A 19,979-nucleotide genomic window follows, 5' to 3' on the forward strand; every position below is an offset into this window, starting at 1 on the left:
GCAGGATAGCTTATCGGTAGCTAACCGTCCCTCCATCCACATGACCAAGCGTTGCACTTATTATCTGAATTCGCGGCATGGCGAATAATACTCAGGTTAACAGCAGCAATAATCCGTTCGATATTTTTGTCACCGGCGCGCGCAAAGGGTTCCATATTGCCATTCATAATTTGCTGCCGAATGTGCTGATGGCGTATGTCATCGCCGAAGTGCTGAATCTGCTCGGTGTGATGGGCGTGGTGGGACAGATCTTTGCGCCGGTGATGGGGCTGTTCGGCTTACCTGGTGAGGCGATTACCGTACTGCTGACGGCCTGGCTCTCCTCTTCTGCGGGCACCGGGGTGGCGGTCAGCCTGCTGACCAAAGGCGTGCTGACCGGCAGCGATATCACCATTCTTGCGCCCGCGATCTTTCTGATGGGGTCGCAGCTGCAATATATGGGACGTCTGCTGGGCGTGTCCGATGTACCGAAAAAATACTGGCCGCTGCTGATGCTGACCAGCATTCTTAATGCTGCCATCGCCATGTTTGTCATGCGCTTTTTTGCCTGAAGAAGGAGATTTACGCTGTGTCGAATGTTCTGGAACACTATCACTACTTACATGAAATTCCTGAACTGGGTTTTCAGGAGTTTAAAACCTCGGCCTATCTGGCAGATGCGCTGGAGCAGGCGGGGTATCAGGTCACACGCAATATTCACCAGACCACGGGGATCGTGGCGGAGCTGGATAGTGGCGTACCCGGCCCGGTGCTGGCGCTGCGTGCCGATATGGATGCGCTGGGCCATGTGATTGATGGCGTCGCCTGTGCGCGTCATACCTGCGGCCATGATGCGCATTCATCGGTGGTGCTGACCACCGCGCAGGAAGTGATGCAGCAGGGACTGGTGAAAAAAGGGCGGCTGAAACTGATTTTCCAGCCAGCGGAAGAGCTGGGCACCGGAGCCCTGGCGATGGTGGCCGGTGGCGCGCTGCAGGATGTCGATATGCTGCTCGGTTTCCATCTGCGTCCGGCAGAAGAGTGCAGTGTCGGCGAAGCGGTGCCAGCGATGCTCTATTCAGCCTGCAGTACGCTGGAAGCGACGATCAAAGGCGTCACCTCCCACGCCGCGCGGCCGCATCTCGGTGTGAACGCGCTGGATGCCGCGGTTGCTGCAGTACAGGCGGTGAATGCCCTGCATCTGTCGCCCGGTTTAACCTGGAGCGCCAAAGCGACGCGTTTCCTGTGTGATGCGGGCGTCACCAATTCCATTCCCGATGTGGCGCGTGTGGTCTGGGATTTACGCAGTGCCACCAATGCGCCAATGGACGAGCTGAAAGCACAGGTGCAGCGGGCGATTGAGCACAGTGTCGCGGCGCTGGGCGCGACGGCGGAAGTGGTGGTGATGAAAGAGATGCCTGCGGCAGAAATTCACCCGGAAATGACCGCACTGATTAGCGAAGCCATTGTCGATGTGCTGGGCGATGCCGGACTGACGGGCGCAAAAACCACGCCAGGCAGCGAAGACTTCTTCCACTATCCCCGCCAGTGCCCGGACATCAAAGCCGGTTTCTGGGGGCTGGGCACCAATCTGACGCCGGGTTTACATCATCCGGAGATGCGTTTCGATCTCAGTTCGCTGGAAACGGGAGTCAAAATCTTTAAACGCTGTGTCACCAGAGTGCTGGGATAACATCGCACCACGCGATGCCACCACATTTGCGTGGCATCGCTTCATTAGTGGCAGGGGGGAGGATAAGCAAGACCCGCAGAAACCGGCGGCACCGATCGCTTTTGTATTGCACCCGGTTGCATAAAGTATTTGCAATCGGGTGCAAATGACAACATAATCGCAACAACTCTTTGGCAATGATCACATTGTGGTCTTTAAATCACTGAATATGCCTGACTAACGTTTATTTTCCCCCGTGTTTCGCGTTCAATGTAGCAGTCGACGAAGCAAAACAGCGGAACGCAGGGAACATGAGCAAAAAAGCCGAACATACACCACGCCGGAAAGCCACTGCCAGTGATGTGGCGCGACTGGCCGGGGTGTCGAAATGGACGGTGTCGCGCGCCTTTACGCCTGGCGCATCGATATCGGATAACGCACGCAAGCAGGTGCTGGCAATCGCGAAAGAGCTGGGTTACCGGCCCAATCTGCTGGCGCGCAGTCTGTCGCAGAAGCGCACGCAGATTATTGGTGTCGCCATCGATCAGATGAAAAACCCGCATTCGACGCTGGTGCTGGATGTGGTCACCCGGCAGTTGCAGGCGCGTGGCTATATGGCGTTGCTGCTCAATGTGACCGAAGGCCGGCATTACCAGTCGGTGATGGCAATGGCTGACCAGCTGCAGGTGGATGGCATTTTGTTTATCGGCACTATCCTGACCGATGAGCTGATCAGGGTGGCCCGTGAGTTGCACGATATTCCGCTGGTGCAGGTGTGCCGTCACAACGATGCGCCGGATGAAGATATTGATGCCGTGAATATCGATGGCTTCGCCGCCGGACGGCAGATTGGTGAGCTGCTGCTGGCGCAGGGTTACCAGCGTTTCGGCTATATGACCGGGCCGGATACCGGCAGTCATCACCTGCTGCGACTGGAGGGCTATCAGGATGCCTTACGCGCGGCAGGCAAGCCGCTGGATGTGCATCTGATCGCCGGACATTATGAACGCGAGCTGGGTTACCAGCAGATGACGCAGTATCTGAACACCGTCAGTGAGCGGGAGTGTGTCGATGCGATGTTCTGCGAAAACGACATTCTGGCCATCGGTGCGCTGGAAGCGCTGCGTGACTGTGGCAAGAGTGGTCGTGTGGCGATTGTCGGCTTCGATGATATTGATGAAGCCAGTGCGTGGAAACTGACGTCGTTTAGTCAGGGCATGGACAGGATCATTCATGAAGCGCTGAATCGTCTGATTGATGGCAAAGCGACGCGTGAAGGCGACTGGCAACGGGGTGAACTGCGAGTCAGGCAGTCTCATCTGAAAGGGCAGCAGTAAATCTGTGTCAGATAACCGCGGCGCAACGAACGCCGCGGTAATAATCATGATAAAAAAATTATAATAATTTATTACCGGGAAGCAGCGTGTCATCCAGTCCTGTTATTGGTCGCTATTATGCTGCCGGTAATCTTATCGCTTTATTTCCTCGGGTGTAATGATATGCGGCGGATTATTTCGCTGCAGGATTAATACGTTCATCAGAACGAAGAAACCTTGTTTTCTGACAGGGGCGATCCCTTATTGCCGGTCGCCGGGGATATTCCCTTTTGCACTGGCGCAGGGATCGCATCATTAAAGCATGTCGTGCAATAAAGGAAATCACTATGAACCGTAGAGAAGCGATATTTTCGCTGAGTTCTCTGGTGGCGTCACTGGCTGTTGCGCCCAATTTGCGGGCGGCGGAACTGAAAAATGTGCCGCTGGAGACTGCGATGAATGCCGATCATCTGCCGCAACCGGCGTTGCAGGAAGGCTACCGGGTACTGACCAATGAAACGCATCGTAAGAACCTCGCTGCGATTTTTGACCGGCTAATCCCGGCAGATGAACATGGCCCGTCCGCCAGCGAAGCGGGCTGCATCGAGTTTCTCGATGGTGAACTGGCCGGGGATTATGGTACTGGCGCGGCGCTCTATCTTGCGGGACCGCTGCAACCGGAAAATGAAGAGCAGCTGATGGGCAGCCCACAATTTCTCGCGCCGCCGGTTGAACGCTATATGACGGGATTAAACGCGCTGGAAAACTGGGCGCAGCAGCACTATCAGCATCCCTTTCATCAGTTAAATGCGGAACAGATCGATCACTTCCTGACGGCAATGGAAGACGGGAAAATTAATTTAGGCGCAGAGGTTAACAGTCAGGCATTTTTTGAATTAATGCTGCAGAACGCACGCGAAGGTTATCTGGCTGATCCAATTTATGGTGGCAATAAAAATATGGCAGGCTGGAAAATGATTGGTTTTCCGGGGGCACGTTATGACTATCGTCCGTATATCGACCGTCGCAATGAAAATTTAGCGTTAATTCCTGTCAGCCTGATCCCTGACAATTAATTCCCGGAGCAGAGTCAATGTCGCAAATAAGAAATAAAACCGACGTGGTGATCGTCGGGATGGGTTGGGCTGGCTCCGTGATGGCGGAAGAGCTGACGCGTGCCGGACTGAATGTGGTGGGGATTGAGCGTGGCGCATGGCGTGATACTTCAACCGATTTCCCGCCCGCCGTTGACCCTGACGAACTGCGCTGGCACACGCGGCGTAAAATTATGCAGCCGATGAGCGTGGAAACCACGACTTTCCGCAATCACCGCGGCCAGGATGCGGCACCAGTACGTAACTGGTCGGCATTCCAGTTTGGCTGGAACGTGGGCGGTGCGGGTACTCACTGGGCGGGCATGTCATGGCGTTTCTCGCCGTGGGATTTTGAAGTGGCGACGCAGACCCGTGAACGCTACGGCGCGGCGAAAATGAAAGGACTGCAACTGCAGGACTGGGGCGTGACCTATGATGAGATGGCGCCTTTTTATGACCGCTTTGAACGCATTGCCGGAACGTCGGGCATCGCCGGTAATCTCAATGGTCAGCCGCAACCCGGTGGCAATATTTTTGAAGGGCCGCGCTCGCGCGATTACCCGACGCCGCCGCTGAAAGATACCCACTGGATGCGCAAGTATCGCCAGACCACGGAGCAGATGGGCTATCACCCGTTTACTATTCCGGCGGGCAATATTTCTCAGGCCTATGTCAATCCGCTTGGTGTCACCATGGGGCCGTGTACCTACTGCGGCTTCTGCGATTTCCATGGCTGCGGCAACTTCTCGAAATCATCGCCGCAGGCCTGCATTCTGCCAGCACTGATGCGGCGCAAAAACTTCACCCTGCTGACTGAAACCGAAGTGCTGCACGCGGTGAAGCATGACGATGGCAGGACGGTGAAAGGGGTGAAATTTATCACCCGCGATGGCGTCGAAGGTTTCCAGCCCGCGGATATCGTCTGTATCACCGCCTATCAGATGGACAATGTGCGCCTGATGCTGCTGTCGGATATAGGTGAGAAATACGATCCACAGACCGGCAAAGGCACCATTGGCCGTAACTATAACTACCAGACCTGTTCCACCGTTACCGGCTTCTTTGACGGCGAGCATATGAATCCGTTTATTGGCGGCGGTGCGCTGGCGGTGCAGATCGATGATTTCAACGGCGATAACTTCGATCACAGCAATCTCGATTTTATTGGCGGCGCGGGGATTATGGGCTTCAACACCAATGGCCGTCCGATTCAGAATATGAATGCGCTGCGCCCGGGCACCAAACGCTGAGGCAGTGAGTGGAAAGCGGGCTACGCCCGCGACTACCAGACCGCCGCCACCATCTTCTGCCAGGGCACCTCGATGCCGGTGCGTGAGGCGTACCTCGATCTCGACCCGCGTTACAAAGACCGCCATGGTCAGCCGTTGCTGCGTATGACCTTCGACTGGAACCGGAACGACATCAGGATGGCGAACTATGTCACTGAGCGGGCGGTGGAAATCATGAAGCAGACCGGCGGCCAGCATCTGATGGTGGATAACCAGTCAGAGAAGAGCTGGAACCCCTATATGCAGCACAGCTCCCATACCATTGGCGGCGCGGTGATGGGCGCTGACCCGACCACATCGGCGCTGAATCCGTATCTGCAGAGCTGGGATGCGCACAACCTGTTTGTCGTCGGCGCATCGGCGTTCCCGAATAACGGCGGCTACAACCCGACCGTCACCGTGGGCGCGCTGGCGATCCGTGCGGCACAGGCGATTCACCAGTCGTATGTGAAAAATCCGGCGCCGCTGGTGGGGGCATAACGATGAAAAAGAGCAAGAAGATCACCTATGGTCTTGCCGCACTGGCGGTGGTGGCGGGGATTGGCATCAGTGGTCGGCTGTGGCTGGTGCTGGACAGCTCGCGCTCCTCGGTGGCTGACGATCAGGTGAAACTGGCGGATTTCCGCAGCACCGATCAGGCGGCGATTCAGCGTGGTGAGTATGTGATGCGACTGGCGGACTGCGCAGCCTGTCACCAGAGTGATTTTTCCGGCGGCTATAAGATCGATACGCCGTTTGGTGCGCTGCTGACTTCCAATATCACGCCTGATAAAGAGACCGGCATCGGCAATATGACGGAGCGCGATTTCTTTAATGCGGTGCGTCAGGGGCGCGGCGATCACGGCTTCCTGTATCCGGCGATGCCGTATACCGCGTACACCAAAATCAGCGATGCTGAGATGCACGATCTGTGGGCGTATATGTCCACGATGCCTGCCGTTAGCCGTAAAATCGACGAAAATGCCGGGATGCATTTCCCGTATAACATTCGTCTGGCGATGATGGGCTGGAACCTGCTGTTTTTTGATAACAGCCGCTTTGCTGCCGATCCTGCGCAGGATGCCGTGTGGAACCGTGGCAAATATATCGTCGATGGCCCGGCGCACTGCAGCGTCTGCCATACCTCGCGCAATCTGCTGGGAGGAGAAGTCAGTGATGGCTATCTGCAGGGCGGTTCGCTTGGCGACTGGTATGCACCGGATATTACGCCGAATCCCCATGCCGGTATCGGCAACTGGAGCAATCAACAGGTGGCGGAATATCTGAAAACCGGCTCAAACGGCGACAGCGTGGCAGCAGGCCCGATGGCGGAAGCGGTGGAGCATTCCACACAATATTTCACGCCTGACGATCTGCAGGCGATTGCCACTTATTTACGTGGTGTTCCGGCTTCCGCTACGCCTGCACCGCAGGGTTTCACCATGGAGAAAGCGCGTTATGACCATGCTGCGCTGAGCTATGAAGTGAACTGCTCGGCCTGTCATGGCTTGCAGGGTGAGGGGATCACAGGGATGGTGCCGGCGTTTGCGGGTAATAATGCCATGCAACAGGATCCGACCAATATGATCCACGCCATGCTGCGCGGCGCGCGTGCGCCACATACTGAGGAACGCCAGACGGCGGCCGGGATGCCTGCGTTTGACTGGAAAATGGATGACCAGCAGATCGCGGAAGTGCTGAACTATGTGCGCAGCAGCTGGGGGAATAAGGGCAGTGAAGTGACGCCGCAACAGGTTGCAGAACTGCGCAAGCAGACGGGCGCGAGTGATAAGCTGAAAACGCCTGCGAATCAGTGATCAAAAAGCCTTTCCCCTGCGGTGCAGGGGAAAGGCCAGGGTGAGTATCGTGCCTTCTAATCCACCTGCAACTGCGCCCGTCCCAGCATCCCCTGCGCAGATGTGCGCGCCTCCGCCAGCACCTGCGCCATATCGACCCCCTGCATTTTGCCGTTATGCTTAATGATTCTGCCATCAACGATCACGGTCTCGACATTCTCTGGTCGTGCCGAGTAGACCAGCAGCGCTGCCGGATCGCCGCCGCCGAAACCGCTAAGATTCAGCGCGGCAGGGTTAATGATCTGGATATCCGCACGTTTCCCGGTTTCAAGTGTGCCGGTCACGGCGCCCAGTCCCAGCGCCTGTGCTGAGCGCCGTGTCGCCAGATCCAGCAGCTGACGCGGATCGACATTCGCTTCATCCCGCTTTGCCCCGCTTAAGGTCAGCGCCGCCAGCCGCATACTGGCGAACATATCGGCGCTGCCTGCCAGCGGATTACCATCAATGCCCAGCCCCTGACGCTCCACGCTGCGGAAACGGTCAAGCCGTGTCAGACCATAACCCACCCGTTGCTCACTGAGCGGCGTCAGCGCCAGACTGCCGCCCGCGCGTTGCAGGGCTGCGAGTTGCGGTTCACTGGCATCGGTGGCATGCACCACGGTGACCGCAGGGGAGAGGTAGTTGCCATCAATCAGCGCAGTAAACATGGCGTCGGCATCGCCGCTGACATGCACCTGAACCGGCAACTGCTGGTCGCGTGCGAACTGATATTCACGTTTGCGCAGCGCCCAGTTGGCGTCACTGTTCAGGTCGCGCGGCAGTCGCCAGGCCAGACCAACCTGCACGCGCGGGTCGTGGTATTGCACCAGCTGGCCAAGGTGGCTGAGATCAATGGGATGTTTCGTGGTTTTGTCCGGGCCACCGTAATACATAATGGCGCGGATACCGCTGTTCTTCAGGGCGCGCAAGCCTGCATCGCCCCACGCCGGGCCATGGATATTGTCAAAGAAATCGCCGCTGGTGGTAATACCGGACTGCAGCAGCTCCAGTGCACCGCTGTACATTGCGCTGTAGATATCCTGCGGTTGCATTACCTGTGCCAGCTGGTTGCTGATCGGGAAAAATTTGCCCTGCTGATTACGAAACTGGCCGCGCATGGTGGTGACCCACAGGTGGGAATGGGCATCAACGAAACCCGGCAGTACCATTTTGCCGCTGGCATCGATCACTCGGGCATCCGGCGCGGAAAGATTCTGGCCAATCTGCGCAATCTGGTTATCACGGATCAGGATATCGCTTTGCGGCAGATCCGCTGCGCCGGGTTGCATCGTCAGAAGATAGCCATTTTTAATCAGCAGGTTATCTGATGCGGCGGCGGTGCTGGCAAAAAAGCAGAAAAACAATGTGGAGAGTAACAGACGTAACCAGGACATACTCGCTCCAGTTTTGAAATTTAATTTCTAACTAAAAATTTAATAAAAATAAAAATTCCATATAAAAATGATTGGAAATTTTTATCTGATCCTGTGACGGTAGGGTTTTCTGTAAAGTGTAGTCATCGTTGTGCGTTTTAGCGGTGAAAAAATAGTTTTAACTGGCTTACAAAATGAAAATTAAATGTTCCATTTTTGGTTTGTTAGAATTTATATTTCATTTGCGCATCAAGCGCGATGGTTCAGACGGGGACGCCACCCGATCAATTTCCGGGGGGTAAGCGATTGAGTGGCGTCATCCCTGAAGGGGCTTTCAGATATTTTCCGATTTCGGGCGACATGTTATGTCGCCCTTTTTTTTGCACCCGGATGCAATATTTTGTTGCTTTTTTGTGATCAACCGCCTGACTTTCATGTTTCCCCGATTGACTGTGATTTCGCCTTGCTCAATATTCTTCGTTGCTAGGGCGCAGTGAAAAAGAACAAACCGACATCAGCGGTTTATTTATTTTTGAACCCGGGTGCAAAAAAGTAAGTTGTTGACTTTACTGATAATAAAAAATCTTACCCTACAGGATAATACGATGAAAATCATAAAGTTAATGTTGGTTGCGTTGAGCATGCTGATCACCTGTGCGGCTTACGCAAAAACGTATACCGTCGGTGTGGCGCTGGCGAATTTCGATCTGAATTTCGTCTCCATCCTGCGCACGCAAATGATCAATGAACTGAAAACGCTGGGGATGAACAGCCAGTTCTCTGATGCCAAAGGGGATGTGGCTTTGCAGGTGCAGCAGGTGGACGATTTTATCAACCAGGGTGTCGACGCCATCATTCTCAACCCGGTCGACACTCAGGGCGTACGGCCAATGATGGAAGCGGCGAAACGCGCGAATATCCCGCTGATCTTCGTGAACCGTAAACCGGAAGTGAAGCTGGATGGCAGGATGGCCTATGTCGGTTCTGATTCCGCGCTGAGCGGCAAACTGCAGATGGAAGCGCTGGCGAAGAAAATGCACTATCGCGGCAATGTCGCCATCATTATGGGCGCGCTGTCGAACGAAGAAGCGCGCGAGCGTACCCGCGCGGTGGAAGCGGTGATTGCGCAGCATAAAGAGATGAAAGTGGTGGAGAAACAGTCCGCCAAATGGCAGCGCAATGAAGCCGTCGACGTGGTGTCCGGCTGGCTGCTGAACGGCAGTCCGATTGATGCTATTGCCGCCAATAACGACGAGATGGCAATTGGCGCGATTATGGCGCTGAGTCAGGCGAAAAACAGCAACGTGCTGGTGGCCGGTATCGATGGCACCCCGGATGGCCTGCAGTTCATCAAAAATGGCCAGATGGCGGTGACGGTATTCCAGGATGCAAAAGGCCAGGCGATTGGTGCCGTGCAGGTCGCGCAGGCAATGCTGGAACAGAAAAAAACCGAACCCTATAACTGGGTCCCGTATGAAACGGTGACGCTGGATAACTACAGTAGCTTTGCCAGTAAAAATCAGAAGTAAAAATCGCTCTTTTACCCTGCATTGCACCCGGGTGCAAAAAAAATAACAAAGGAGTTCGCAAATGATTAATGGTGAAAAACAGATCCCGCGTCCGCTGCGCTGGGCAATGATTGGTGGTGGACGGCTGAGCCAGGTCGGGTACAAACATCGCACTGGCGCGTTGCGTGATAACACCGCATATCAGCTGGTCGCCAGCGCATTTGATATCGATGCCGCGCGCGGGCGTGATTTTGGCGTCAATCTGGGTATCGCGCCAGAGCGCTGCTACGACGATTATCGCCAGTTGCTGGCAGAAGAGGCGAAGCGGGAGGATGGTGTTGAAGTGGTCTCGGTCGCCACGCCAAACGGCACTCACTATGAAATCACCCGCGCGGCGCTGGAAGCCGGTATCCATGTGATCTGTGAAAAGCCGCTGTTTTTCACCACTGCAGAAGCGCGCGAAATCAAGGCGCTGGCGGAGCGTAACGGGCTGATTGTCGGCGTAACTTATGGCTTCTCCGGTCATCCGTTGCTGATGCAGATGCGCGCGATGATCGCCAAAGGCGAGATCGGTGAGGTGCGCATGGTCGAACTGCAGTACACCCACGGTTTCAGCGCCAGCGACAGCGCAGATAAGTTCAGTGATGCGCAGAAGTGGCGCGTCGATCCGAAAATTGCCGGGCCGACTTTCGTGCTCGGCGATATCTCCACTCACACTTATTACATCTCGCAGCTGGTGCTGCCGGAGATGCGTATTAAGTCGCTGCTGTGTGACCGCCAGAGTTTTATTCCGTCACGCGCACCGCTGGAAGACAACGCTATGGTGCTGATGCACTACGAAAACGGCGCAGTGGGGCGGATGTGGGCGTCATCGATCAATGCCGGTTCGATGGACAGCCAGAGCATTCGCGTGATCGGCTCGCGCGCCAGTCTGGAGTGGAGTGATTACAACCCGGGTGAGCTGAAATATGAGGTGCAGGGGCAGCCAAACCAGCTGTTGCATCACGGTATGCCTTATCTCGATGAAAGCGCGCTGGCGGATGAACGCCTCGGGGCGCTGCATACCGAAGGGCTGTCGGAATCCTGGGCCAATATCTATCTGAAATTTGCTATCGCCATCAGTGCAAAACAGCGCGGCGATGAGCAGACGCTGAACACTCTGATCTACCCGGATATCAATGCCGGACTGGAGGGCGTGCGCTGGCTGGAAAACTGCGTACGTTCCGCTGACAACGGTGCCAGCTGGGTTAACTTTGAGTAAGCAAATGACATGAAGCTTTCATTTTGTACCGACAGTCTGGGCCATCTGCCATTAGAGCAGATGCTGGATAAACTGCTGGCGCTGGGGGTGTATGGCGTGGAGATGACCACCGGCGGCTGGTCCTCTGCGCCGCATCTGCGCACCGATGAACTGCTGGCGAGCGCCAGCAAACGCCAGCAACTGCTGCAGGCGCTGGAGAGCCGCGGCATGAGCATTGCGGCGCTGAATGTTTCCGGTAATCCGCTTGATCCGGGTGAGCTGGGCCAGCGCCACAAAAGTGATACGGATAAGGCGCTGCAGCTGGCGGGTCTGTTAGGGGTGAAAAAGATCGTGATGATGAGCGGTCTGCCACCCGCCAGCCCGCAGGATACGATACCGAACTGGATTACGTACACCGTCAGCTGGCCGCCGACGCTGAAAAACTGCCTCGACTATCAGTGGAATGAGGTGGCGATCCCTTACTGGCAGAGTCTGGTGCGCCGTGCGCAGGAGTGTGGTGTAGAGCGCTTTGCGCTGGAGAACTTCAGTTCAATGCTGGTGTGGAATCCGGAAACCCTGTTCCGTTTGCGTGATGCGGTTGGACCGATGGTCGGGCTGAACCTCGATCCCAGCCACCTGTTGTGGATGGGTGCCGATCCGATTGCCGCCGCGCGGGCGCTGGGCCCGGCGATTCACCATGTGCACGGCAAAGATGTGCGTCTGGAGCGCGGGCTGGTCAATATAAATGGTCTGCTGGAAACCAAACCGGTGGAAGATGTGGCGAACCGTGCCTGGAACTACGTTGCGGTCGGCTGCGGCCAGGATTTGCAGTGGTGGAAAGAATTTTTCTCGGTGGTGCGCATGATGGGTTACAACGACTGGGTGTCGCTGGAGATGGAAGATCTCACCATGTCAGTTGACGCAGGTGTCACCTCGTCGATTGCCGCCCTGCAGCAAACCATCAGTCAGTAAGCTGGCAGCAGGAGGAGAGAGGTTTCATGTTGTCACTCGCCATCACTCCAGTTGATGACAAACCCCAGGCTCCGTAAGGACCGTTGCTGCCAGATTGCGGTCTGCTCAGGAAACACAGTCAGTTCCGGAAAGACGTAAAAGCAGTCATCCCTGACCGCTCGGCCCGCGCCGTCCATGGCGCGGGCCGCTTTCCTCCGCTGATCGTGTTCCCTGCGCCCTGAGCATATAGGTCGCTGCTGACGTTTCCAGCACAATGGGATTATCAGCAGCTTGTATTGCGTCAGAGGACAGGCGAAATTTCACTTCTTTTCACCCTAAACCGCACAAACCATCAAAGCACAATCAGTCAAACTTTAAAATTGTACAAACGTACATAAATAGTTTCTTTATGCTGATATTTACATTTATTTTCCATTTTGTGGATTTTGATACTGCATTAAAGATTTTTTATGGTGAATGTAGTGTGTTTTATGTGAGTTTTTTTGAATGACTTCTTCAGGATTTAACGATTTTCTGACATCGCCGCCAGGATTAGGATGCACTCCATCGAACGACATCACCCTGATATCTTTTACCGACTGGAGTTAATCATTATGCGTATCATCAAAAAAACTGTTCTTGCTGTTGCCCTGCTTAGCGGTTTTTCCGCCAGCGTTTTCGCCGCCACTGAAGTGCGTAACGACGCAGGCCACGAAGTGACCGGGCATATCAGCGTCGCGGGTGCCTCTACCGTAGATGAAGTGGTGGCGGGGCTGAATAAGAAGGCAGAACAGGCTGGCGCGGCTTCCTTTAAAGTGACTGCCGTTGGCGGCAAAGACAAACTGTGGGGCAACGCAGAGTTACTGAAGTAACAGAATTTTCTTTACCCTCAATGACCTGTGTGATTTTTTTGCCCGCCCTGGTGGCGGGCTTTTTTATGTCTGAGAGGACGACTGGCTAGCGCCAGTACACCGCAATACGCTGCCCATGAATGTGCTCAATGGCGACCGGCAGGTCGAAAATCGCTTCCAGCACTTCCGGCTGCATCACTTCCTGCGGTGTGCCGCGGAAAAACACCTCGCCCTGTTTCATTGCCAGAATATAGTCTGAATACGCCGAGGCGAAGTTGATGTCGTGGATCACCAGCACAATCGACTTGCCCAGTTCATCGGCGGCGCGGCGCAGTTGCTGCATCATTGCCACGCTGTGTTTCATATCGAGATTATTCAGCGGCTCGTCCAGTAACACATATTTGGTGTCCTGGCACAGCACCATGGCGACAAAGGCGCGCTGCCGCTGGCCGCCGGACAGCTCATCCAGATAACGGTTGCGCAGCGGCAGCAGATCGAGAAACCTTAGCGCCTGCTCAATATGCTGGCGATCGTCCTCATTCAGCCGCCCTTTGCTGTAGGGATAACGGCCAAAACCCACCAGATCCCATACCGTCAGACGGCTGGTAAAGTGATTTTCCTGGCGCAGTACCGACAGCACCTGCGCCAACTTTTCGCTGTTGGCATCGCTGACATCCAGTGCATCGACACGCACCTGACCGCTGTCCGGCGTCAGCAGGCGGCTGATCACTGACAGCAGCGTCGATTTGCCTGCACCGTTTGGGCCGATAATCGACGTGATACCCGATGAAGGCAGCGTTTCGTTAATCTGCTGCAGTACGGGCTGGCTGTCATAGTGTTTACTGACATTATTAACTTCAATCACTTCGCGACCCTTTTCAGCAGTAAAAAGATAAATAATCCGCCGCCGATAAACTCAATCATCACCGACAGGGTGCCTGCCATATCAAACACTCGTTCAAGGATCATCTGGCCACCGAGCAGGGTTACCAGCGCCACCAGCACCACGCCGGGCAGCAGATGACTGTGCCGCCACGATCCGATGAGCGGATAACTGAGGTTGACGATCAGCAGACCGAGGAAGGTCATCGGCCCGACCAGTGCGGTGGAGACCGCCACCAGTAATGAGATCAGTAACAGCAGCCCGGTGATCTGACGTTTGTAAGCGATGCCCAGTGCGGTGGCGCTGCTGGCACCGAGGGCAATCACATCCAGCTGATGGCGCATGCGCCAGACAATCAGTGTCACCAGAGCGATCAGCGCCGCGGAAATCAGCAGCACGTCGCTGCCTGCACGGGTAAAGGTGGCGAACATCCGGCTCTGCAGAATAGCAAACTCGCCGGGCGACAGAATGCGCTGCATCAGGCCAGCGCTGCTGCGAAACAGGGTGCCAAAGATCAGGCCGATCAGCAGCACCCGGTGCAGATCCAGCTGCGCGCCGTTCAGCAGCCAGCGATACAGCCAGGTGGCGAACAGCACCAGCAGCAGGGTTTCCGCCAGAAAACGGCCGACGCTGCCGAACAGGCTTAGCCCGCCGCTGTCCAGCGTAAAAACCAGCAGCGTCTGGATCAGCACAAACAGCGATTCCAGCCCCATCACCGACGGTGTCAGAATGCGGTTTTGCGTGATGGTCTGGAACAGCAGGGTACTGATCCCGGCGGCAAACGCCACCAGCACCATCGTCGCCAGGATTTGTGCGCGGTGTTTGAGGATATAGCCAATATTGCCGTGCAGCTGAATAGTCATAAACATCACGGCCAGCACGAGTGCCAGCAGCGCCAGCAGCAGCAGACGCCTGGCCGGAGAAATGGTATTAATGCGCATGACGTTTGCCCCGCAGAATCAGCAGCAGAAACACCACTGCGCCGAGCACGCCGAGCAGGGCGCTGACCGGGATCTCAAACGGCTGAATAAGCAGACGGCCAATAATATCGCAGCCGATCACCAGCGCCGAGCCGAGCAGCGCCACCCACGGCACTGTACGCCGCAGGTTATCGCCCATCACCATACTGATAATATTCGGCACAATCAGGCCGAGAAACGGCAGCACGCCCACCACCACAATCACCACGCCACTGATCATGGCGATAATTGCCATGCCGGTCAGCATGATCTGGCGATAGTGCAGGCCGATATTCGTCGCGAATTCGCGCCCCATTCCGGCAACGGTAAAGCGATCGGCAATGATTGCCGCCAGCAGGGTGAGTGCACCAACCCCCCACAGCAGCTCATAGCGTCCCGCCATCACGCTGGAGAAATCACCGGATTCCCAGCCGCCGAGCGACTGCAGCAGGTCAAACTTCATCGCCAGAAAGGTGGTCACGGAGCTGAATACCGCGCCGAGCATAATCCCCGCCAGCGGCACCATCAGTGAGGATTTCTGCCGGATACGCTGGATCAGCAGCATAAACAGTGCAGTACCAAGCAGGGCAAACAGGCTGGCGACCAGCATTTTCACCATCACCGGCGAGGCCGGGGCGAAAATCATCACCAGCAGCAGGCCGAGGCTGGCGGACTGGGTGGTGCCGGTTACCGAAGGTTCGACAAAGCGGTTCTGTGTCAGCATCTGCATAATCAGCCCGGCCACGCTCATGGCACTGCCCGCCAGCACCAGTGCTGCGGTGCGCGGGAAACGGCTGATCAGCAGGATGTCGCGCATCTCCGGGTCATGCCACAGGCTGGCCACGCTCATCTGACTGGCGCCGACCAACAGGCTGCAACAGACCAGGCCCAGCAACACGGCCAGGCCTGCAATAAAGGCGAGGGATTTCATTTAGTGCTGAGCGGCAGTCTTATCGAGAACCTGTTGCAGCTGCGTCATCAGCTGGCTGTAACTCTGGATACCGCCCGCGATATACAGCGAGGCAGAATCGAAGTAGACCACATGCTGATTTTTCCAGGCACTGGTTTTACGCACCAGCGGGTTATCCAGCACCTGCTGTGCCGACGCATTGGTATGGCGGCCAATGGCACTGTCGCGATCCAGCACAAACAGCCAGTCAGGGTTCGCCTGCAGGATAAATTCCGGTGATACCGCATTGCCGTGTTTGCCGGTTTGCGGGAACTGGGTGGCAGGTTTAAAGCCCAGCACATCGTAGACAAAACCAAATCGTGAACCTGGCGAGTGAGCACTGATTTTACCGCCGTTGACCATCAGCATCAGCGCGTTACCCGCCGTGGCTGATGATTTACGCAGTTGCGCGATTTGCGCATCAAAGGCTGCCAGCAGTTCCTGCGCTTTCTGCTCTTTGCCGAAGATGCTTGCCAGCTGTTCAGTACGCTGTTTCAGGCTGGCGGTGAAATTTTTTGGGTCGATCTCCAGCGAAATGGTCGGCGCGATTTCACTCAGTTTGTCGTAGGCCTCATGGGCGCGCGCACCGGCAATAATCAGGTCCGGTTTCGCATTGCTGATGGCTTCATAGTTGGGTTCGAACAGGGTGCCGGCATTGAAATACGCTTTGTCGTTATATTTTGCCAGCAGCGCCGGATAGTGGGCATCGGTCTGCACCACGCCGATCACTTTAATGCCAAGGGCATCGGCAATATCCAGCGTGTTCGGATTAAGAATAACCACACGCTGCGGGTTCTTCGGCACGGCCGTGGTGCCCTGAGCATGAACAATCGCCAGGGTCGTTGCGCTGTCGGCAGCAAAAGCCGCGGGGGAGCAGGCCAGGAACAGAGCCAGCAGGGATGAAGCCAGCATTGAGGTGAAGCGCATTTTTCCTCCTGAAAATTTAAGCTATTACCTGAATGAGAATGGTTATCATTAAATATTGTGAGCGGATAATAACGGCAAAATATTCGCAAGGCCAGCTGACTTACATTTCTGCTCTGTGTCCGGCACAGGCAAGGGCGGAGAAAGCGGCAATTATGAAGATTGTGAAGAGCGATGATGTTGTTTAATACATTGAAAGTTATCTTTTTTTATTATCTTTGTGGTTTCTGTGGTTAAATTTCGTGCAAATGTGGAGATATCATGAATTCGGAATGGTAACTCTGGTAATGATAAGCGTTCTCGTTATCATGCGTGTACTTTTACATTTGCACACAATTTGAGAGACGAGATGAACAGAAAAGGATGTTTTCGTTTACACCCTCTGGCCTTACTTTTCACCACGCTGGTGAGTGTCGCGGCACAGGCGGCGGAAGAGAGCACGGAGGGCACGCTGGTGGTGCAGGAAACGGCAGAGCAGGAATTAAAACAACAGCCTGGCGTATCGATTATCACGGCAGAAGATATCGCCAAAAGCCCACCGGTTAACGACCTTTCTGACATCATCCGTAAAATGCCCGGCGTTAACCTGACCGGTAACAGCGCGACCGGCAGCCGGGGGAACAACCGTCAAATCGATATCCGTGGCATGGGCCCGGAAAACACCCTGATCCTGATTGATGGCGTGCCGGTGAATTCACGCAGCTCTGTACGTTACAGCTGGACCGGTGAGCGCGATACCCGTGGTGACAGCAACTGGGTGCCTGCCGAGATGGTCGAGCGCATTGAAGTGTTGCGCGGGCCTGCTGCTGCCCGCTATGGCTCTGGCGCGGCGGGCGGGGTGATCAATATTCACACCAAACGCCCAACGCAGGACTGGCAGGGTTCGCTGTCGTTCTTTACTAACCAGCCTGAGAACAGTAAAGAGGGTGACACTAAGCGCACCAACTTCAGTCTGAGCGGCCCGCTGGCGGGTGATGCGCTGACCATGCGCCTGTACGGCAACATCAATAAAACCGCCGCAGATGCGTTTGACATCAACCAGGCGGAAAACGGCTCTTACGCGGCCGGACGTGAAGGGGTACGCAACAAAGATATTAATGCGCTGGTGTCATGGAAAGTGACGCCATCGCAAATCGTCGATTTCAGTTACGGCTACAGCCGCCAGGGCAACATCTACGCCGGAGATACCCAGTACAGCAACGGTAACCTCAGCCCGAACGGCCTGGTGGAATCGCTGTACGGCCAGGAAACCAACCGCATGTATCGCCAGTCTTACGGCGTGACGCATAACGGCTTCTGGGCGTGGGGCGACAGTAAACTCAGTTTCAACTACGAGAAAACCCACAATACCCGTCTGCAGGAAGGCTCTACCGGGCGCGTGGAAGGGATGATTAACAGCGATGAGTACGATACCAGCCGGCTGGAGAATTACCGTGTTGCTGGTGAGGTGAATATTCCGCTGGAACGCTGGATTGAGCAGACGCTGACGGTTGGCAGCGAATGGAACCGTGAACAACTGAATGACCCGGCCTCAATGAGAGCCACCGATGCCAGCGGTGTGACTATCGGTGACTTCTACAGCGGAACCGGGGAGCGCAGCACGGAAAACAGTGCCGAGAATGGCGCGCTGTATGTGGAAGATAATATTCAGCCGTGGGAAGGCACCCATCTGATCCCGGGTCTGCGCTTCGATCATCACAGCCAGTTTGGCAGCAACTGGAGCCCGAGCTTCAACTTTGCCCAGGATCTGGGTGAATACTTCAAACTGAAAGCGGGGATCGCGCGGGTGTTTAAAGCGCCAAACCTGTATCAGAGCAGCGAAGGGTATCTGCTGGCGACGCGTGGTAACGGTTGTCCGGTTAATATCACCACCGGTAGCTGCTACCTGATGGGTAACAGCGATCTCGATGCTGAAGTGAGTGTTAACAAAGAGGTCGGACTGGAATTCGCTGCGCAGGGATATGCGGCGGGCATCACCTGGTTCCGCAACGATTATAAAAACAAAATCGTTTCCGGCACCGATCTGCTGGGTAATGCTTCCAATGGCTATAACATTCTGCAGTGGGAAAATGGTGGCAAAGCGCTTGTCGAAGGGCTGGAAGCCAGCCTGACCGTGCCACTGGTGGCGGATACGCTGGACTGGCGTACCAATGCCACTTATATGATGGAATCGAAGAGTAAAGCGACCGGCAATCCGCTGTCGATTATTCCGAAGTACACCATCAATACTGCGCTGGATTATCAGGTCACCGATAAGTTCTCCACGGCGCTGAACTGGACGCTGTATGGCCGTCAGAAGCCGCGTCAGTATGCTGATAAGCGCACTGAAGTGGGATCGCTGGAGACTACCGAACTGGGGGCTTACTCCGTGGTGGGGATTAACCTGAACTACCAGTTCACCAAAAACCTGCGCGGTACGGCGGGCGTCAGCAACCTGCTGGATAAACAGCTGTATCGTAAGAATGAAGGCGCGCTGACTTACAACGAACCGGGCCGGGCGTATTACGCTGGCGTCACCATGTCGTTCTGACGCGTTAACTCTGCTGACAGGAAGCATGGACTTCCTGTCAGGTTTTTCTACCTGTCGCCATTTCCCCTGTTACATCCCGCCCTTTTTGATCTTATTCCCGCCATTACGGTTAAAGTTAGCCGCAATTTTGCCGATATTTATCGTGTTTTTTCCGGTTATTCGTTGACTGAAAATCCCCTTCATTGTTAGGAGAACACATGCCAGATTCACTGCATAAAGAGATTGGCTACGACATTTATGGAGCATCTGCATAATGCCTTTGCCTGGTCTGAGCTGACGGATGTGAACGAATATGGCTGTTATCAGCGCTTATTGTTAGAGAATGGCTGCTCCATTCGCTATACCCGCTGTCGCGACGGGAAAATGCCGTTTTACATCATCCTGTTTAACGCCAAAAGCGAGTACATCTTCGAGCTGGATTTATCCATGCTGACCTATCACGATGATATTTATCAGTGGCACCTGAGAAAACCGAAAAACGCAGACACGCTGGCGGCGATCAGCGCGGAACTGGGTGAGGAGGTCGATTTTTCTGATGAATATGTGAGTCAGGTTAAGTCACTGAAAGATTTGTTAAGGAAGGTGCGATTTAATCATTCAAAGTTCTGTTCATGACTACAATGATTGCCGTTCATCTATCGTTTTCA

16 protein-coding genes and 1 pseudogene are annotated in these 19,979 nt (G+C 55.1%); 12 read left to right on the forward strand and 5 right to left on the reverse strand.

Annotated features, from left to right (window positions below; translation table 11 throughout):
* Positions 1-77 precede the first annotated feature (77 nt).
* The 6 genes and pseudogenes from ACSZO1_RS15520 (at position 78) to ACSZO1_RS15545 (ending at position 7,146) form a co-directional block, all read left to right on the forward strand.
* Positions 78-551 carry a YjiG family protein gene (locus ACSZO1_RS15520; RefSeq protein WP_437614121.1) on the forward strand — a complete coding sequence of 158 codons (474 nt, stop codon included), beginning with the start codon at positions 78-80 and terminating at the stop codon, positions 549-551.
* 17 nt (positions 552-568) lie between these two features.
* Complete coding sequence (locus ACSZO1_RS15525) at positions 569-1,672, forward strand: amidohydrolase (RefSeq protein WP_437614122.1); 1,104 nt, start codon at positions 569-571, stop codon at positions 1,670-1,672.
* A 290-nt stretch (positions 1,673-1,962) separates the two neighbouring features.
* Positions 1,963-2,988, forward strand: a complete 1,026-nt coding sequence (locus ACSZO1_RS15530) for a LacI family DNA-binding transcriptional regulator (protein WP_437614124.1) — start codon at positions 1,963-1,965, stop codon at positions 2,986-2,988.
* A gap of 326 nt (positions 2,989-3,314) precedes the next feature.
* Positions 3,315-4,043 carry a gluconate 2-dehydrogenase subunit 3 family protein gene (locus ACSZO1_RS15535; protein ID WP_437614126.1) on the forward strand — a complete coding sequence of 243 codons (729 nt, stop codon included), beginning with the start codon at positions 3,315-3,317 and terminating at the stop codon, positions 4,041-4,043.
* A 17-nt stretch (positions 4,044-4,060) separates the two neighbouring features.
* Positions 4,061-5,830, forward strand: a pseudogene (locus ACSZO1_RS15540) (GMC family oxidoreductase).
* Positions 5,831-5,832: 2 nt separating this feature from the next.
* Positions 5,833-7,146 (forward strand): c-type cytochrome, encoded by a 1,314-nt coding sequence (locus ACSZO1_RS15545; RefSeq protein ID WP_437614128.1) that lies wholly within the window; start codon positions 5,833-5,835, stop codon positions 7,144-7,146.
* A gap of 56 nt (positions 7,147-7,202) precedes the next feature.
* Here ACSZO1_RS15545 and ACSZO1_RS15550 read toward each other — a convergent pair whose 3' ends face one another.
* On the reverse strand, positions 7,203-8,558 hold the full coding sequence (locus tag ACSZO1_RS15550) for an amidohydrolase family protein (RefSeq protein ID WP_437614130.1): 1,356 nt from the start codon (positions 8,556-8,558) through the stop codon (positions 7,203-7,205).
* 584 nt (positions 8,559-9,142) lie between these two features.
* Between ACSZO1_RS15550 and ACSZO1_RS15555 the strand changes: the two genes are divergently transcribed.
* The 4 genes from ACSZO1_RS15555 (at position 9,143) to ACSZO1_RS15570 (ending at position 13,108) form a co-directional block, all read left to right on the forward strand.
* Positions 9,143-10,066 (forward strand): substrate-binding domain-containing protein, encoded by a 924-nt coding sequence (locus ACSZO1_RS15555; protein ID WP_437614132.1) that lies wholly within the window; start codon positions 9,143-9,145, stop codon positions 10,064-10,066.
* Positions 10,067-10,127: 61 nt separating this feature from the next.
* On the forward strand, positions 10,128-11,306 hold the full coding sequence (locus ACSZO1_RS15560) for a Gfo/Idh/MocA family protein (protein WP_437614134.1): 1,179 nt from the start codon (positions 10,128-10,130) through the stop codon (positions 11,304-11,306).
* Positions 11,307-11,315: 9 nt separating this feature from the next.
* Positions 11,316-12,257, forward strand: a complete 942-nt coding sequence (locus ACSZO1_RS15565; RefSeq protein WP_437614136.1) for a sugar phosphate isomerase/epimerase family protein — start codon at positions 11,316-11,318, stop codon at positions 12,255-12,257.
* 593 nt (positions 12,258-12,850) lie between these two features.
* Complete coding sequence (locus ACSZO1_RS15570) at positions 12,851-13,108, forward strand: YdgH/BhsA/McbA-like domain containing protein (protein WP_437614138.1); 258 nt, start codon at positions 12,851-12,853, stop codon at positions 13,106-13,108.
* An 85-nt stretch (positions 13,109-13,193) separates the two neighbouring features.
* Here the strand turns inward: ACSZO1_RS15570 and ACSZO1_RS15575 are convergent, their stop codons facing one another.
* From ACSZO1_RS15575 to ACSZO1_RS15590, 4 genes are read right to left on the reverse strand one after another with little or no spacing between them, the layout of a single operon-like run.
* Positions 13,194-13,952 (reverse strand): iron ABC transporter ATP-binding protein, encoded by a 759-nt coding sequence (locus tag ACSZO1_RS15575; protein WP_437614140.1) that lies wholly within the window; start codon positions 13,950-13,952, stop codon positions 13,194-13,196.
* Positions 13,949-14,911, reverse strand: coding sequence for an iron chelate uptake ABC transporter family permease subunit (locus ACSZO1_RS15580; RefSeq protein ID WP_437614142.1), 963 nt, complete (start codon positions 14,909-14,911; stop codon positions 13,949-13,951). The genes ACSZO1_RS15575 and ACSZO1_RS15580 overlap by 4 nt, the downstream gene beginning before the upstream one ends.
* Positions 14,901-15,860, reverse strand: coding sequence for an ABC transporter permease (locus ACSZO1_RS15585; RefSeq protein ID WP_437614144.1), 960 nt, complete (start codon positions 15,858-15,860; stop codon positions 14,901-14,903). Before ACSZO1_RS15585 ends, ACSZO1_RS15580 begins: the two co-directional genes overlap by 11 nt.
* Positions 15,861-16,805, reverse strand: coding sequence for a siderophore ABC transporter substrate-binding protein (locus ACSZO1_RS15590; protein ID WP_437614146.1), 945 nt, complete (start codon positions 16,803-16,805; stop codon positions 15,861-15,863).
* Between the two features lie 346 nt (positions 16,806-17,151).
* On the opposite strand from ACSZO1_RS15590, the gene ACSZO1_RS15595 reads away from it, so the two are divergent.
* Both ACSZO1_RS15595 and ACSZO1_RS15600 read left to right on the forward strand, forming a co-directional pair.
* Positions 17,152-19,332 (forward strand): TonB-dependent siderophore receptor, encoded by a 2,181-nt coding sequence (locus ACSZO1_RS15595; RefSeq protein ID WP_437614148.1) that lies wholly within the window; start codon positions 17,152-17,154, stop codon positions 19,330-19,332.
* 222 nt (positions 19,333-19,554) lie between these two features.
* Positions 19,555-19,947, forward strand: coding sequence for a hypothetical protein (locus tag ACSZO1_RS15600; RefSeq protein WP_437614150.1), 393 nt, complete (start codon positions 19,555-19,557; stop codon positions 19,945-19,947).
* Positions 19,948-19,979: the final 32 nt, after the last annotated feature.

Origin of the sequence: Erwinia sp. V71, from assembly GCF_965644245.1 — a bacterium.
Classification (GTDB): Bacteria; Pseudomonadota; Gammaproteobacteria; order Enterobacterales; family Enterobacteriaceae; genus Erwinia.